This window comes from Bartonella sp. MR63HLJHH, from assembly GCF_042194155.1.
In the GTDB taxonomy this organism is placed as follows: domain Bacteria; phylum Pseudomonadota; class Alphaproteobacteria; order Rhizobiales; family Rhizobiaceae; genus Bartonella; species Bartonella grahamii.
In genome coordinates, this window is sequence record NZ_JBHIMN010000004.1 from 115,575 (window position 1) to 132,017 (window position 16,443).

General features: G+C 34.2%; 14 protein-coding genes. 7 read left to right on the forward strand and 7 right to left on the reverse strand.

Features of this window, described 5'->3' with window-relative positions:
• Positions 1 to 415 precede the first annotated feature (415 nt).
• The 4 genes from ACFIKQ_RS03930 to ACFIKQ_RS03945 form a co-directional block, all read right to left on the reverse strand.
• Positions 416 to 778, reverse strand: a complete 363-nt coding sequence (locus ACFIKQ_RS03930; RefSeq protein WP_375635760.1) for a hypothetical protein — start codon at positions 776 to 778, stop codon at positions 416 to 418.
• Positions 779 to 1,017: 239 nt separating this feature from the next.
• The gene (locus tag ACFIKQ_RS03935; protein WP_375656003.1) at positions 1,018 to 1,380 is read right to left on the reverse strand and encodes a hypothetical protein; all 363 of its coding nucleotides are present in this window, start codon (positions 1,378 to 1,380) and stop codon (positions 1,018 to 1,020) included.
• Between the two features lie 181 nt (positions 1,381 to 1,561).
• Positions 1,562 to 1,918: a hypothetical protein gene (locus ACFIKQ_RS03940; protein ID WP_375644573.1), complete on the reverse strand. Its 357-nt coding sequence runs from the start codon at positions 1,916 to 1,918 to the stop codon at positions 1,562 to 1,564.
• A 913-nt stretch (positions 1,919 to 2,831) separates the two neighbouring features.
• Positions 2,832 to 3,527: an HAD family hydrolase gene (locus tag ACFIKQ_RS03945; protein WP_375656005.1), complete on the reverse strand. Its 696-nt coding sequence runs from the start codon at positions 3,525 to 3,527 to the stop codon at positions 2,832 to 2,834.
• 371 nt (positions 3,528 to 3,898) lie between these two features.
• On the opposite strand from ACFIKQ_RS03945, the gene ACFIKQ_RS03950 reads away from it, so the two are divergent.
• Positions 3,899 to 4,987, forward strand: a complete 1,089-nt coding sequence (locus ACFIKQ_RS03950) for a site-specific DNA-methyltransferase (protein ID WP_375656041.1) — start codon at positions 3,899 to 3,901, stop codon at positions 4,985 to 4,987.
• 773 nt (positions 4,988 to 5,760) lie between these two features.
• Here ACFIKQ_RS03950 and mutY read toward each other — a convergent pair.
• Positions 5,761 to 6,819: an A/G-specific adenine glycosylase gene (gene mutY / locus ACFIKQ_RS03955; RefSeq protein ID WP_375635756.1), complete on the reverse strand. Its 1,059-nt coding sequence runs from the start codon at positions 6,817 to 6,819 to the stop codon at positions 5,761 to 5,763.
• A 142-nt stretch (positions 6,820 to 6,961) separates the two neighbouring features.
• Here mutY and ACFIKQ_RS03960 point away from each other — a divergent pair, with 142 nt between their 5' ends.
• The 4 genes from ACFIKQ_RS03960 to ACFIKQ_RS03975 all read left to right on the forward strand — a co-directional run bounded on the left by ACFIKQ_RS03960 (position 6,962) and on the right by ACFIKQ_RS03975 (position 12,682).
• On the forward strand, positions 6,962 to 7,462 hold the full coding sequence (locus ACFIKQ_RS03960) for a DUF721 domain-containing protein (protein WP_375635755.1): 501 nt from the start codon (positions 6,962 to 6,964) through the stop codon (positions 7,460 to 7,462).
• An 82-nt stretch (positions 7,463 to 7,544) separates the two neighbouring features.
• Positions 7,545 to 8,207 carry a DsbA family protein gene (locus ACFIKQ_RS03965; RefSeq protein ID WP_375656007.1) on the forward strand — a complete coding sequence of 221 codons (663 nt, stop codon included), beginning with the start codon at positions 7,545 to 7,547 and terminating at the stop codon, positions 8,205 to 8,207.
• A gap of 171 nt (positions 8,208 to 8,378) precedes the next feature.
• Positions 8,379 to 11,045: a pyruvate, phosphate dikinase gene (gene ppdK, locus ACFIKQ_RS03970; protein WP_375647212.1), complete on the forward strand. Its 2,667-nt coding sequence runs from the start codon at positions 8,379 to 8,381 to the stop codon at positions 11,043 to 11,045.
• A 1,451-nt stretch (positions 11,046 to 12,496) separates the two neighbouring features.
• A complete protein-coding gene (locus ACFIKQ_RS03975; RefSeq protein WP_375635752.1) occupies positions 12,497 to 12,682 on the forward strand; it encodes a hypothetical protein in 186 nt (61 codons plus the stop codon).
• A 108-nt stretch (positions 12,683 to 12,790) separates the two neighbouring features.
• Here ACFIKQ_RS03975 and ACFIKQ_RS03980 read toward each other — a convergent pair whose 3' ends face one another.
• On the reverse strand, positions 12,791 to 13,615 hold the full coding sequence (locus tag ACFIKQ_RS03980) for a peptidoglycan-binding protein (RefSeq protein ID WP_375635837.1): 825 nt from the start codon (positions 13,613 to 13,615) through the stop codon (positions 12,791 to 12,793).
• A 1,134-nt stretch (positions 13,616 to 14,749) separates the two neighbouring features.
• Between ACFIKQ_RS03980 and ACFIKQ_RS03985 the strand changes: the two genes are divergently transcribed.
• Entirely contained in the window at positions 14,750 to 15,067 is a 318-nt protein-coding gene (locus ACFIKQ_RS03985) for a DUF5330 domain-containing protein (RefSeq protein ID WP_375656009.1), read from the forward strand.
• Positions 15,068 to 15,233: 166 nt separating this feature from the next.
• Complete coding sequence (locus ACFIKQ_RS03990) at positions 15,234 to 15,644, forward strand: SufE family protein (protein ID WP_012754847.1); 411 nt, start codon at positions 15,234 to 15,236, stop codon at positions 15,642 to 15,644.
• Between the two features lie 98 nt (positions 15,645 to 15,742).
• On the opposite strand, the gene ACFIKQ_RS03995 is transcribed toward ACFIKQ_RS03990, so the two are convergent.
• The gene (locus ACFIKQ_RS03995) at positions 15,743 to 16,180 is read right to left on the reverse strand and encodes a MucR family transcriptional regulator (protein ID WP_012754848.1); all 438 of its coding nucleotides are present in this window, start codon (positions 16,178 to 16,180) and stop codon (positions 15,743 to 15,745) included.
• Positions 16,181 to 16,443: the final 263 nt, after the last annotated feature.

The following is a 16,443-nucleotide window of genomic DNA, read 5'->3' on the forward strand; positions in this document are numbered from 1 at the left end:
ATTTACTTAAATTTTACAACGTATCTTCACTTGTGCATCTTCTTAAATAATAAAATCAAATAGATAGAATGGTATTTATTGAAGAACTTTTTTTTGTAAAACTCAATCATTTATAGTTATTTTATGCTCTTATACTTTGTAACAATTAAATCTGCTAAAATGAATATTGAAATGATACAGATCAAAATTCACACTGGAAGATTTGTAAGGTAATTTTATGGCATTGCGTGCGCAAATCTATACTTTGAATAATTTTTGTTTAGCTTAATTATTATTATAGATATTATATTTGTTCTATACAGTATGGTAAGCTAACTTTTATCCATAGAAAACATACGACAGCCTGCTAAATGATGTGAAGCAGGCTGTAAAATATTCTTATTTTAAATAGAAAAAATAACTGAGTATCTTTGAATTATTTGCCTTTAAGTTTTCCTATTGCCCATCCGATTATCCCGCTAAATATGGCCATAATAGATCCAGTCAAGAATCCAAAACCCAAAGCTCCTGCTGTAGAAAAAACTCCTAACGTAATTGGTTCAAACACTTTCTCAAATTTTCCTTCAATGGCAGTTTCACTTTTTGCTCCATGAGTGAAACTTGGTACATAAAGAGTAGCTATATTGATAGCTTTTTTCTTTCCTTGTTCTATTAGAGAGACAGTTTCCCATTGAAAATCATTTTTCAAATGATTGGCATGAACATTTATAACTTGTGAAAGCAAAAAAGAAACTGCTATAAAAATATTTAATACGTAAGTTTTCAATACTTTAATCATAATTTATCACCAATACTTTTACTTTTATTTTACTCTGAATTGAATAGATGCATCGGCAGAATTAGTGCACATTAAGAGAAACAGAAGCATTTAAAAAGAGAAACAGAAGCATTTAAAGCTTTTTCATTCTTAATGTGCACTAATTCATTAGTTTTTTGTCATCAACAATGGATAAACACAGAATATATCCATAGTTTATATTTCGTATGAGAAGGTTTTATTCTGATAAGATTTCAATTTTAACGAGATTTAAAATACGATATTATTTTACCTATTATCCATCCTAAAAACATGCCTATCGTACTTGATGCATATCCAATTGCCATCCCAACACCAAAGGTTCCGAGTGTAAGAGGTTCAACGACCTTTTCAAATTTTCCTTCAATAGTAGTTTCATTATCCACTCCACGACTTAGAATGGGGCTATAGAGAGAAACGGTATGGACTGCATCCTGTTTTTTCTGCTCTATTGCAGAAACAAAAATATTTTCACGATGAGTATTATTTTGCAAATAGTTTGCATGCACATTTACAACCTGTGAAAGAAAAAAGGCAGACATAATGAAAATACTTAACATATGATTTTTAAACAATTTAATCATAATTTACCTCAAATATTTTATACTATTCAATATATATACGCGTAAATTTATACTTTGGATATTTGGATATAATCTACAACATTTATATTTTGTAGCAAGATAAGCTCCATTATGTAATTACTTACAATGAACAATAGCTTCATTATGAAGCTATTGTTCTAGAGTTCTAGACGAGGTTGAATTATTTGAACATCAACACTATGTCCTTTATCCAACTTATTATCGATCCTATAAAGCTCATTGCATATCCAGCAAACAATAGTCCCACTCCTACAGTCATAGGCTCAACGACCTTTTCAATTTTCCCTTCACCTGTTGTTCCATTTTCTGTTTGATAATTTACAGATGGAACATAGAAAGCAGTCGTAGAAACTACATCAGATTTCGCATACTTTACTTGTTCCATTGGGGAAACAGAAAGTTCCTCTTTTGGAGTATCGTTTTTCAAATAGTTTGCATTAACAGTTACAGTTTGTGAAATAAAAAAAGTGCTCGCTATAAAAGTGCTTAAGATATAATTTTTAAATATTTTGACCATAACTTTACCTCAAATATTTTTAAGTTATATATGTAAGAAAATATACATAATGTTTATATATCTCACACTATATATAATTCAGATATTTCAATATGTATTTTTAGTCAATAATAAAAATACATATAAAAATATAAATATATTTTTTTATAAACATTATTGTAAAAATGTAACAGTAATAATTACAAAAATATTTTTTAAAATTTTATGAAATATTTCGTTATGTGTTATATATAAATAACATGTGGTGATCGCATAATTTTTATAAAATGATATTAATATTATTTTTTTAAATACATTTATAGATACTAAAAATATACATTTCGCTCATAGTATAAAGTAGAGCTCGAATTGGATAGAGATAAATGATATTATCATTTTCTCGCCAATGTGAACAGCATATTACTGTGATGTAAAGCAGTGTATAGCAGAATATCAATTCAGAGACATTTATGAGTGCTGAAAGATCGGCATTAGATAATATTTTTCAACATTTTCTTCTTTCCAAACCGAAAAGCCACTTTTATTTTTAGAAAGGATGCCTTTCCTAAAGTTGGATTACTTTTGAAAAGATCTGATTTCATTGCTTATTTAAAAAATCTATACAAGTGCTTTCAGAAAATTTTGAGCAACTACAGGTATCTCTTTACGTTGTTCTATGTTTCATATTTATGTGCTTTTTTAAGAAATCCTTCTCAAGGTACTCAAGTCTATTTTGCAATTAATAGATATGATGATAAAGCCCCATAATATAAAATTCTTAGGGCATCAGAATCTTTGACGTTTATAAAGAAGAAAGATGTCCTGAATTACGCATTTACTAAAGTTATTATAAAAGAAGTAGCGAGAAGAGAAGGGCATTTGAGTAAAAATGCTTCTTACAAGAGTTTACAAACTGATATATTCAAGAGATTTTTTATAATAGATCTCGCCATACTGCCATTGCTTCTAAGACTTCTCCTAAATGAGCATGTTTTGCGATAACTGTTTCTGCTCCAGCTTCTGCAAGTACATTGGAGTGGCCAAGATAGCTATGTGATCCTCCCGTAAAGCCGATGACACGCATGCCTGCTGCTATGGCTGCGTGTACACCATGAAGTGAATCTTCTATAACGATAGTGTTTTGGGGCTCTGCCTGTAATTTTTGTGCGGCAAAAAGGAAAACATCAGGGGCTGGTTTCGTTCTTTTTGTTCCAACTTCAGGTGCTGAAAATATTTTACCTTCAAAAAGGTCATAGAGATCAACCGTGGTGAGCATCTCTTTTATATCTACGCTTTTTGCATTAGAGCAGATACAGTAGGGATAGCGTGTTTGAATAATTTCTACGGCTTCTCTTACATCATCAATAGCCCGTAATTTAGTTTTTATTTGTGTACGAAAAATATTAGTCATCTGATCTATGAGATGAGCAGAAATTGGTTTTTCTGTTTCCTGTTCAACGTGTTTAAGAATATCGGGAAAGATAAGTCCTGCAAAACGCTCACTCAATTCTTCGGATGATATTTCATATCCTGTTTGTTTGAGCAATTGAGATCCAATTTTTGCTGCAAGATATTCAGAGTCGACGAGAACTCCGTCACAATCAAAAATAATAAGATCTATCTGAGGCATAAGATATTCCTTTACATGTTACGAGATGGACAACTTTTATGAAAACGATATTGAGAAGATCTTATTTCATAAAAATACGCTTTGAAAATGATTCTTAATTCTTTTACGAAATAAATGATATGGGAACAGTACATTGAAAAAAAGAAAAATAAAGTTTCATTCATATGAAAGTTTTTTTACTTAAAAAAACAAAAACAATTATCAATTTTGTAGAAATTTAACGATACGTTTACGCTATTTTGTAAATATGGATTGGTAATGCGGGCCTATAAACTATTTTGGTTGATTATAGGGCAAATTCAGTTAATTTTGTTGGGTTTTTCATGACAGTTATTCAGCTTCAAAAAGATTTTCTTCGTACTCCCTCACAGATGCCATGGCGCAATAAAATTTTTAAAGGAGATTGTGTTTCCGTTCTAGAAAAACTTCCAAAATATTCCGTTGATATGATTTTTGCGGACCCACCCTATAATTTGCAATTGGACGGAGCTTTATACCGTCCAGATCATTCGCTTGTTGATGCGGTTGATGATGCATGGGATCAGTTTGAGAGTTTTGCTGCGTATGATGCTTTTACCCGTGCATGGTTGCTTGCTTGTCGTCGTGTATTAAAACCCAACGGAACACTTTGGGTTATCGGATCTTACCATAATATTTTTCGAGTTGGGACGGCATTACAAGATTTAGGTTTTTGGATGCTTAATGATATTATTTGGCGCAAAAATAATCCGATGCCTAATTTTCGAGGGCGCCGTTTTCAAAATGCTCATGAGACGCTTATTTGGGCCGTGCGAGATCAAAAAGATAAAAAGTACACATTTAATTATGATGCCTTAAAAGCGGCCAATGAAGATCTACAAATGCGTTCAGATTGGCTTTTCCCTCTCTGCACTGGAGCTGAACGTTTAAAGGATGATTCAGGGCGTAAATTACATCCAACACAAAAACCGCAAGCGTTATTAGCGCGTATTATTATGGCTTCTAGTAAACCTGGTGATGTTATTCTTGATCCGTTTTTTGGTTCGGGAACAACAGGTGCTGTTGCCAAGCTTTTAGGGCGTGATTTTGTTGGGATTGAACGCGAGCAAGATTACATTGATGCAGCATGTGAGAGAATTGCAGCGGTTAAACCTTTAGCGCAACCAGAACTAGCGATTTTGGATAGAAAAAAAGCAGAACCGCGCGTAGCATTCAACAGTTTGCTTGAAGCAGGTTTACTCTATCCTGGAGAAGTTCTTTATGATCGTAAGAAGCAAGTGTCTGCTATTGTAAGAGCTGATGGTACGATTATGCATGGTGGTGAAGCGGGCTCAATTCACGCAATGGGAAGAAAGGCTCAAGATTCGCAGAGTTGTAATGGTTGGACATTTTGGTATTATGAGGAAAATGGACGGTTGAAGTCCATAGATCATTTAAGAATGATCATACGTTCACAAATGTTAAAAACGGGTGTTTTATGAACTAAGCTGATCGCTTCATTCTAGAGTGATCATCAATGTACCTGATCTTGATTGAGATGGACGTGAGGGCATTTTATGCCTTTCTTAGATGTTTTTTATTAACACACTAATCTCGCTTGTAAGCGGCAAGCGAGTATTTTTTGCTTCTTGTAGAAGAAATTAAAATGAGAAACTTTCACTCTATGTTCTGATTTTAGTTCCAAAACAGTAAAATTTTAATATAATCTTATAAAAATGAAATATCAAAATTAAAAGGCTCATTCAGAAGCTCAAAATTAAGTGCTTTTTTGAGGTAATATGTGCATCTATAAAGTGCGTAAAATGTATTGGTTTATCAAGATAATTTAGCGTTATTCATATTGAGTTCCCCCCGAATATCGTCAAATTTTCTTATTTCAGACCTGTTTCATATTGAATCAATAAAATTTACTTGCTTGCATGTCATAAGCGGGGTTGGCGTGTGAATAAAATTGTTAAAGAAAGAACTAAAAAGTACCTTTTATGAACCGTTTCAAGTGCCAAGGGTTGTTGTAGGGGACTGGTAAATATAATGATGGTGCTGACTTGCTCCTTCATAAGCAAAAAAGGATAGATTCTGAAATTTAAATCTAAGCTTTCTAAGCTTTTTTACCCCTCCTTAATTCTTATCTGTAGAAAAAATTGGTTATTTCATTTTTTTAAGTTTTTCTTTTACAGATTAATAAATGACTTAATAAATGATCGTTAGAGATACAAAAGTCTCCGTTAGAAAACATTTTTACGAATAGGGAAGGTTATTTAAATCTGAAAGAATTGGGAAGTGCTACGGAAATGGCTTTTTTCATAACAGTAGGTAGTGCTTCTTCGGCAAGATGTTGAATGTTACACCACCAACCATTTTCACAATTCATTTCATGAATATCCTCAGTATAGTAAACATCGAGTTTTAGAGAAAAGTGAGTAAAAACATGCGTAATTTGTCCTTTGAATTGCCAATTGGCAGTAAAGGGTGCATTTTGGAGCCCATTTTCGTTGTTTATGCCAATATTGTTAGGAATTTGGGTCATTCCACCAAGGAGCTTTTGCGTCTGTCGTTTTTCCAAATAAATTTGTCTCTTTTTATTAAGAGCCACAAAAGCAATACCTGTTTTTGAAGGGCGTTCTTTTTTAGGGGCTTTGACTGGAAAAGATTCCGGTTGTTGCGTCTTTGCTGCTTTACATAAACATTGAAGAGGGCAGGTATAACAAGATGGTTTGCGTGGAGTACAAACTGTTGCTCCTAAATCCATCATTGCTTGAGCAAAGTCACCAGGACGATTTAAAGCAGTAATTTTTTGTGTTTTTTCTTTAATTTCAACTTTTGCTTTTTGTAATATTGAAGTGATAGCAAAAAGGCGCGCTACCACACGTTCGACATTACCATCAACCACTGCTACAGGGTGATTAAAAGCAATTGAAGCAATGGCTGCGGCAGTATAATCTCCAATACCGGCTAGAGTTCGCAATTCTTTTACAGATTGTGGAAATTGTCCCGCGTAGTTTTCAACAAGCTGTTGCGCACATTTTTTAAGATTACGTGCGCGTGAATAATAACCAAGTCCAGCCCATGCTTTCATGATGTCATCTTGTGAGGCTTTTGCTAAAGAGGAAAGATCAGGCCATAGTTTCAGAAACTTTTTAAAATAAGGCTTAACTGTTTCAACGGTTGTTTGTTGAAGCATGATTTCAGAAAGCCAAACTTGATAAGGATCAGGACGGATACCTTGTTTTTGCTTTTCGGGGGTAATCCGCCATGGGAGATGTCTGTGATTTTGATCGTACCAAGCAAGGAGGTGCGAAGAAATTTCATACATGATTGTTTTCAAGCATAGGAAGATATAAAATGCAAAAGAAAAAATTATTTATTTTGTTGATCTTTCATAAATTGAGGAGGCAATAATTTTTAGATGAAACAAATGATTTTAATTTAGTAAGCGATTGAACAATGATCTAAAAATGAGAAAACAACTTAAAAAACATATCTTTTATTCTCTTTCTGAGACGGTATACAAAATACTTGATCCAGTTTTACGCAAACGGACAGGGCTTAATGTAGCGCTTATAGAACATTGGCCACAAATTGCGGGCTATGATATCAGTGAACATACAATGCCGCTTAAAATTATTTGGAAACGTCGTGCAGATCAAGATGATGTTTTTCAGCCAGCAACACTTGTTGTCGCATGTGAAGGATTTGCTGCGTTAAAATTGATGCATGAAACAGAGGAATTACTTCATAGAATTAACGGATTTTTTGGCTATATTGCTATTGATCGCATCAAGATTGAGCAAAGGAGTATGACGGTTTTTATGAATCACTTGCCTCTAAAATCGTCTTTGAGTGAACAAGACAAAAAATGCGTGGGAGAAATGCTTGAAGGAATTGAAGATAAAAGCTTGCGCCAATCACTTTATAAACTTGGCTGTTGCATTTTTTTGGAAAAAAATAATAAATAGCAAGATATTTTATATATTTTTCTTTAATATATGAGAAAGCGTTGGATTCTTATTCGTTAATAACAACAGAAAAGTATTATTTATGGTAAAATATCGTTCTTTTTTATCTTTCGGGATAATTTTTCTCTTCATAACGATTGTACAAAACAGTGTAACAGTTGCTTTAGCGCGTGATCCCAAACCAGTGGCAACTGTTGATATGGAAGAGATTCTCCAATCGGGTAAAGTAAAGGATCGCTTTGAGGGAGAGGCGGATGCACCAGTCGTCATTGTTGAGTATGCTTCGTTGACATGTACCCATTGTGCGCATTTTTATAATGATATACTTCCTCAAATTCGTAAAAAATATATCAAAACAGGAAAAGTAAAACTGATTTTCCGCGATTATGCTTTTGATCCTCGGGCAACAGCAGGTTTTATGTTGGCACAGTGTGCACCAGAAGATCGCTATTTTCCTTTAATAGAAGTTTTATTTCAAAAACAAAATGAATGGGCTTTCGGAAAAGATGCTCTAACACCATTGAAAAAAATTGGCTTAATGGCTGGTTTTACAGATGAAAGTTTTACTGCATGTTTGAAAAATCAAGCCATTTTAGATGAAGTGAATGCATCCTTTGAGCGTGGTAAAAAACTTGGTATTACAGCAACGCCTACTTTCTTTATTAATGGTAGTAAATATGAAGGTGCCATGAAAGTAGAAGACTTTTTTTCGGTGATTGATAGTTTTCTTAAAAATGAATCTTAATCTTCCAGAAGATAGATAGTGATACTTTTAGTCATTATCGCTTTTGGAAGGATTAATATTATGCATTTATGAAGCAATATTTTTTGTTGAGCCGATTTTGAATCAAGTCATTGCTTTTAAGTGAGCCTAGGTTGAATGATGTTTTGATGCTGATATGGGAGGATTTGTACAATGAAAAAATGGGTTTATAGTTTTGGAGATGGAAAGGCAGAAGGAAGTGCAAGTGAGCGTAATCTTCTCGGAGGTAAAGGGGCTAATTTGGCAGAAATGAGTAATCTTGGTTTGCCCGTACCACCCGGATTTACGCTGACAACAGAAGTTTGTAATTTTTATTATGCCCATGACAAATCATATCCAGAAGAGCTACAGGAATCTGTTAATCAAGCACTAAGACGCATTGGTGAACAAACAGGACGTGAATTTGGGAGTGAGCAAAAGCCACTTTTGCTTTCTGTTCGTTCAGGGGCTAGGGCTTCTATGCCAGGGATGATGGACACAGTGCTTAACCTTGGCATGAATGATGAGACTGTAAAAGCCATTGCTTTACAAGCTAATAATGAACGTTTTGCTTATGATAGTTATCGGCGTTTTATCCAAATGTATTCTAACGTTGTTTTGGGGTTAGATCATGCGTATTTTGAAGAAATTCTTGATGAAGCAAAAGTACGCAATGGTTACACTATTGATACAGAAATGACAGCAGGTGATTGGAAGAATATTATTACTTCTTATAAAGCATATGTTGAAGAAAAATTAGGAAAACCTTTTCCACAAAATCCTGAACAGCAGTTATGGGGAGCAATTGGAGCCGTTTTTTCAAGTTGGATGACAGCACGTGCAGTTACCTATCGCCGTTTACATAATATTCCTGAAAGTTGGGGAACGGCAGTTAATGTGCAAGCTATGGTTTTTGGCAACATGGGTGAAGATTCGGCAACAGGTGTTGCTTTTACACGCAATCCATCGACAGGGAAAAAAGAACTTTATGGTGAATTTTTAGTTAATGCGCAAGGGGAAGATGTTGTGGCGGGCATTCGAACACCTCAAAATATTACAGAAAATGCGCGTATTGTTGCTGGTTCAAATAGGCCGTCATTAGAAAAAATTATGCCTGAGGCTTTTTTGAAATTATGTCAGATAGCGCAGAAGCTTGAGCAGCATTATCGGGATATGCAAGATCTCGAATTTACCATTGAAAAAGGTAAATTATGGATGCTTCAGACTCGTTCAGGAAAACGCACGGCTCGTGCGGCTCTCAAGATAGCAATTGAAATGGTTGAAGAGGGGTTAATAAACCATGAAGAGGCTGTGATGCGTATTGATGCAAAGTCGCTGGACCAACTTTTGCATCCAACACTTGATCCCAAAGCAGAACGTTCTATTATAGGACGTGGTTTACCTGCTTCTCCTGGAGCCGCAACTGGTGAAATTGTTTTTACTTCAGAAGAGGCAGAAACGGTGTCGGCGGAAGGTCGCAAAGTTATTTTGGTCCGTGTAGAAACAAGCCCAGAAGATATTCATGGTATGCATGCTGCAGAAGGAATTTTAACAACGCGTGGCGGTATGACAAGTCACGCTGCTGTTGTTGCGCGGGGGATGGGGAAACCATGTATTTCTGGTGCTGGAAGTGTGCGGATTGATTATAACACAAATACGCTGTTTGCTTCAGGAGAAAGCTTTAAAAAAGGTGATATTATTACAATTGATGGTGGAAGTGGAGAAATTTTCAAAGGGAAAGTTGCAATGTTGCAACCTCAGCTTTGCGGAGACTTTGCAAAATTAATGGAATGGGCTGATGGAATGCGGCGTCTCAAAGTTCGCGCTAATGCTGATACACCATCTGATGCCCGTATGGGGCGTTCCTTTGGGGCTGAAGGTATAGGTCTTTGCCGTACGGAGCATATGTTTTTTTCTGATGAACGTATCGTTGCCATGCGTGAAATGATTTTAAGTCATGATGAAAATGGTCGTCGTAAAGCACTAGATAAGCTTTTGCCAATGCAGCGTTCAGATTTTAGTGAATTATTTGAAATTATGTGTGGTTTACCTGTTACTATCCGCTTGCTAGATCCACCATTACATGAATTTTTACCTAAAACGAAAACAGAAATTCTTGATGTTGCAACAGCTATGGGTGTTTCTGCTGAAGTGCTTGCTGAACGCGCTCAGCAGTTGCACGAATTTAATCCTATGCTTGGATTACGTGGATGCCGTTTAGCTATTACTTATCCTGAAATTGCAGAAATGCAAGCGCGGGCGATTTTTGAAGCAGCAGCAGAAGCTGCCCAAAAATCTGGATCTCCTGTTATGCTTGAAATTATGGTGCCACTTGTTGCGCTTAAATCTGAACTCGATTTTGTAAAAGCACGTATTGATCAGGTTGCTGAGGAAGTGATGAAAGAAAAGGGAAGCACTATTCAATATATGGTTGGGACGATGATTGAGCTTCCAAGGGCGGCGCTTCGAGCAGATGAAATTGCTGAAACTGCTGAATTTTTTTCATTTGGAACAAACGATTTGACACAAACCACTTTTGGGATTTCCCGTGATGATGCTGCTCCTTTTTTGGCAACCTATTTTCAAAAAGGTCTTTTAGAGCAAGATCCTTTCGTGTCTATTGACTGTGATGGAGTAGGAGAACTTATTACCATTGCTGCACAGCGTGGACGATCAAAGCGTGCAAAAATAAAATTAGGAATTTGCGGTGAACATGGAGGCGATCCGGCCTCTATTGCTTTATGCGAAGAAAATAACCTAGATTATGTTTCGTGTTCTCCTTTTCGAGTACCAATTGCTCGTTTAGCAGCAGCCCAGGCCGCAATAGCAAAAAGGATATAATGGGTTAATATTTTTTTGTTGTATAGTTATTACTGAAATAATTTTTTATATATTCTTTTATTTTCTTTAATAAAGGAAATAAAATTGCTTCTAAAATGCACGATAAGTTGTGTTACGCGAGAAAGTGTATTTTTGAGAGGTTTATGAGAGAAAATATAAAGCAGGATAGACAAAGATGTATTATTAATACACTTTCTATTGACGAACCTCTTGATAGAGAGAAACGTGTTATTGTGCAGTCAATTTACACGTTTGCTTTTTTATAGGGTAATGGACTCCTCACGCAAAATAGAATGCTCCAAACAAATGCATTTTTTTACACATCATGCTGTTTGAGATAGACATCTCTCAGTGGATGCCCCATTTCACATTGACATTCGTGGAATGGGGATTATGTAAAACTCCCCGTAAGTTTATAAAAATCTTCCCAAAGTATATAAACTCTACTATGCGCTATCATCTTTACATTCTTGAAGGAATATCAAAGTTATACAATATGTTGATTTATAATGATAATTTTTTATTTCTCATATTGAACGAAAGCTGTAAATATCACAAGATTGTCTCATTTCAACTTCTTTGATAATGAATCAATTAAAACCATGTTTTTTGCATATTACAGGCGGAATTAGCGTCTATGGATAAAAAAATAAAGCAAGGATATGCTTCTTCAAGTGTCAAGAGCTGTCACAAATTGAAGGTAGGTAGTGTGTAATGGTGCCGGTTTGCTTCTTCACAAGCGTAAAGATGATAGCGCACAGAGAAGGCTGCTATTATTATTCACGGGCCGTTGTTGCGAAATGGGCTTGGGTGCTTTAGAAATGTTTTTTTAAGAAAGATCGTGAATGGCAATCCACGTATATTCCGTTTAGGACATTTTGTTTTACGTGAGGGGGGGCCCAAAAAGACGCGAGCTAAATAAAAGCATGAGGCAATAGGTAATCTCCATTATTTTAAAGACATTGCTTTAGATGTCTTTAAAAGTCGTAAAGCTAAATTAAAAGGAAATGGCAAAGATGAAAACTGGTTTCTACCCTTAAAATTTCATATTCTTCCCAAATTAGACTGTCTCTCTGTTTCAGAGATTATACAAACAGAGATGTGCAATGCTCTTGCCTCCATTTGGCATACAAAAGCTATAACAGTTGAGAAAGTACTAAACTGTCTTAACATTTGCTTCAAACATACTGCTGCGTTAGGTTTGGATGTTGATTTTTAGACGACACCAAAAGCACACGCTCTCTTAGAAAACAACGTCATAAAACACAAAACTTTCCAGCAATAGATTGGAGAGAAGTGCCGGTTTTTTATCAGACACTTTGCAAAACAACAAGCATAACACAACTAGCTTTACGTCTACTTATCCTTACAGGTGTTTGCACAAATTCTTTGCGTCATATTTATAAAGATCAAATTGACGATAAGATGTGGACAATTCGTGGCTCGAGAATATGAAAGGTTTACATGATACTACAATAAAATTTCGTGTCCTTTTATCATCAGAAGTAATAAAAATGCTAGAACAAGCGCGTTTGTTATTTTGCAATATTTCTTTTTCTGCAATTGGTTGTGGTTTTCTTACAGCAGATTGTATGGCGCAATATATAATGTGTAAGAAAACCATTCTGATTGATTGAATATAAGAGGGCTTGAGATGAAGGAATGTTTGGGGGGGCATTAAACAAGCGAAAGATGAATTATCATTATAAATTAAGAGATTATTTTTATAGTATAGATGATTAGCCTCAATTTAATAAACCAATTTCGCGCATTTTCATTAAAATTGTGTGATTAATTTTACCTGTTACAGGAAGATCAAACATTTTTTGAAACTGTTTTAAGGCTTCTATCGTCTTTTGATCTTCTATTCCTGTGACAATAACCTCTTCATTCCCAAAAATATGTAAAGCTTTTTGCACTTGTATAATATCTTCGACAGAAGGCTCTGAAATAGCTTCTTTTAAGTGCGTCATATTTTTTGTTTCTATTTCGCTCTGCTTAATTAATATCGCAATTTCATCTGTTGTGGGATTAGATAGAGCATTCTTTTGCATTCTCTGAGCAGTTTGTTGTTTCCATAAAGTGATAGCTCGGCGTGTTTTAGGTCCTTCCAGTCCATCTAAAGGTCCATCATAAAGTCCTAATTTTACTAGTTCTTTTTGCTTTTCCAGAATGCTTGCTGATTGAGGAGGTAAAGGTGAATTTGTATGGTGATGACTTGGAGAATGTAGAGAAGTTACACGAGAGAGTTCTTGTGATTTTGCTTCTTTTTCCAATAAAGTAGAGCTCTTCCCTATACTTTGAACGGAGGAAAATTTCATTTGAGTTAAAATATTTTGATGCGTTGTCATTTGCGAAAATAAAGCATTAAATGAAATAAATAAAAAACTAATGCTAAAAAGAAGAGATCCAACAAAAAATAAAGTATTTTTTCGTGTATAGAAATAAAGAGTTTTTGCTATCCAAAAAATAAAATGAAAAATTATAAGAAGAAGTGTTATAACAATACTACTATAGTATTTACGGTGTTTTACAGTTTTTTTTCGGGTCGTCTTTCGTTTTGTTGTCATCATTTTTATTTTCAGTTGCGTTTATGTTTCACAAAGAAACGAATGCAAATTAGTTCTTACTTTTCGCTAGAGAGAAATGCATTTACATTATTGTTTTTTCCTTTCAAACTCCTAGAATAAGCAGCTTCATTCTATCAATGTATAAGTTGATCAATCAACAAGAGCTCTTATCAATTTTTATTAATTTCAGATTTTACAAATCTTTCAATATGTATAAAGAGAACATCGAATGATTAACGTTCAAGAGCATTTTAGTGTTTGCAAACTGCATTATCACATATAATCATCTCAATAATAATATCACGTTATTCTTCATTTTTGGCGCAGATGTTTGCCTATCATTTAAAAACAAGTTAGAGACTATTTTTCTATAACGTTAAAAAGATAAGAGTCATTATATTCTTTACAATTTACATATATAGGGTTACTTTTTTGTAAACGGTTTGGTGAGAATACTGGTCTCTTAAGGTTATTATATTTTAGTGGAGCTACTTTTGTATCAATTAAATTGATGTTTACAATGTTATAGAAAAACTTGTCTTGAGATCTTGAGATGGAGTTATAAGAGATGAAGCTATTGTTTGATCTTTTGATCGACATATTGATCATGTTGGTGATGTTCTAGTAAAAATTTTATAGATAATATAAATATTTTATCACTACTAGAGTCAGAATAACAGAGTCTGACTCTTTTTAGCCTTTTCAACTAAGCTAAGATGATGAACTATTATTTAAAATAAGTATGTACACAATATGGAAAAGAAATTGGACTCTGTGTTTAATCCTTATCTCATTGCTACACTTTCTTGTGGAATGAAAGGTTATAAATGTGGGGGGTACATTTCTTAACTCTTATGCACGATCATGGTTATATCTCTCATTTTTTATCATGGTATGTTCATTAATATGATCAGCCTGTAAGTGTATAATTGGGATGTTAAATTTTTACTGAATAGACAATGTATCCCATTTTATACAGCGGCATTGTGCCATATTTATAAAAAAGCCAATGATATAGATCCAATAAATGCATACTCAATTTTATAAAAAACAAATTTTATAAATTGTTTATAAAGAAACAGTGTATAAAATGTTTCTTTTATTGTATTTACCACTGCGGTACATTGATTGCCCATGATACGTTTTTTAATCAAATTATCATTTTTTTTATTTTTTATTTTTGTCATTATTTCATTTTTTGTAGCAAATCCAAGCAGTGACTATTCTTTTAGCCCCAAAAATAATGAGACAACAACGAGCGATGTGATTAGTGCATTTAAAGAAGCTTTAAATGACCTAGGAGCATTTTGTGACCGTAATATAGAAACCTGCAAAGTAGGAAAATCATTTTTAAGTTCACTTGGTGAACGCGCATATTACGGTGCAAGAGCTGCTTATGAATATTTAGGCAACATATTAGGGAACAACAATAATATCAGAGATTTCCCTTAATGTTTCTTGCAAAATCGCAATACAAGAGTTCTTACAAAACCATACAATGTTATCTTGAAATAAGGATTTTTAACGTTCTTCGTGTTATTTATGTTAGGAAGAATAAATATTTATTTTTTATAAGTGTATTTAAGAATGATTATTCAAACAAAACAGGACTAAAATAATGGCGGAAACAATCGGTAATATCATAGAGAACTTTTCGCTTTTGGATAATTGGGAAGACCGTTATCGTTATGTCATTGAGCTTGGCCATGAATTGCCACCTTTTCCGGAAAGCGCTCGAAACGATGCTCACAAAGTTCCTGGTTGTGTTAGCCAAGTGTGGCTTTTATCTTCACGTAATAACTCAGAAGATCCAATATTGACGTTTCAAGGTGATTCCGATGCTCATATTGTGCGTGGACTCATTTACATACTTCTTGCTTTTTATTCAGGCAAAAAAGCTTCTGAAATTCGCAATTCTGATGCTCAAGAGCTCTTTGAAAAACTTGGTTTAAATGAAAATCTTACACCACAACGATCAAATGGTCTGAAATCAATGATTAAACGGATTCGTAACGAAAGCTATGTATAATCCCCTTGATAGAAATTGCTATATATACAAAAGATTCACACAAAACATGTATACTGAAATCAAATTTATACACGAAACCATTTTTTCGCAAAATAAGATTATTTAGTTTTTTTCCGTTTACTTTTGCGTCCAAGACCCATTTCTTTGGCCAAAGCTGATCGTGTTTTTGCATAATTAGGCGCCACCATAGGATAAGAACTATCTAACTGCCATTTTTCACGATACTCCTCTGGCAACATTCCATAATGTGTCATGAGATGACGCTTTAGAGATTTAAATTTTTTCCCATCTTCAAGGCAAATGAGATAATCAGGAAATACTGAACGCTTTGGATTAACGGCAGGCCTTTGTTTTTCAACTTCGACTTCTGTTAACTCTAAATTCCCTGCTTTACGAAAAGCAGCATGGACATCAGCAATTAAACTTGGCACTTCAGTCGGTCGAATAGAATTATTACTCACGTAGGCAGCAACAATATCAGCAACCAATGTAATAACTAAATTGCTTTCAGTCTCTAAGACTGCACGATGTTCCATTCTTGTTTCCTTTAATTTAAAATTGAGTAATTCAAAATCGAGATATAGTGCATATACTCATGATATAAAGATCTCATGCACATGAGCTTCATATTGTACAAAAATCTTTTTTGTCAATTCAATTATTCTATAAAATTGCCAAAACACAAAAAAATCAAATAAATACCTCTTTTTTGTCATAATATAAAATAAGAAAAACGAAATTATTACATGCTAAAATATATTTTTATCCTATAACATATCATACATGACATATAATACAT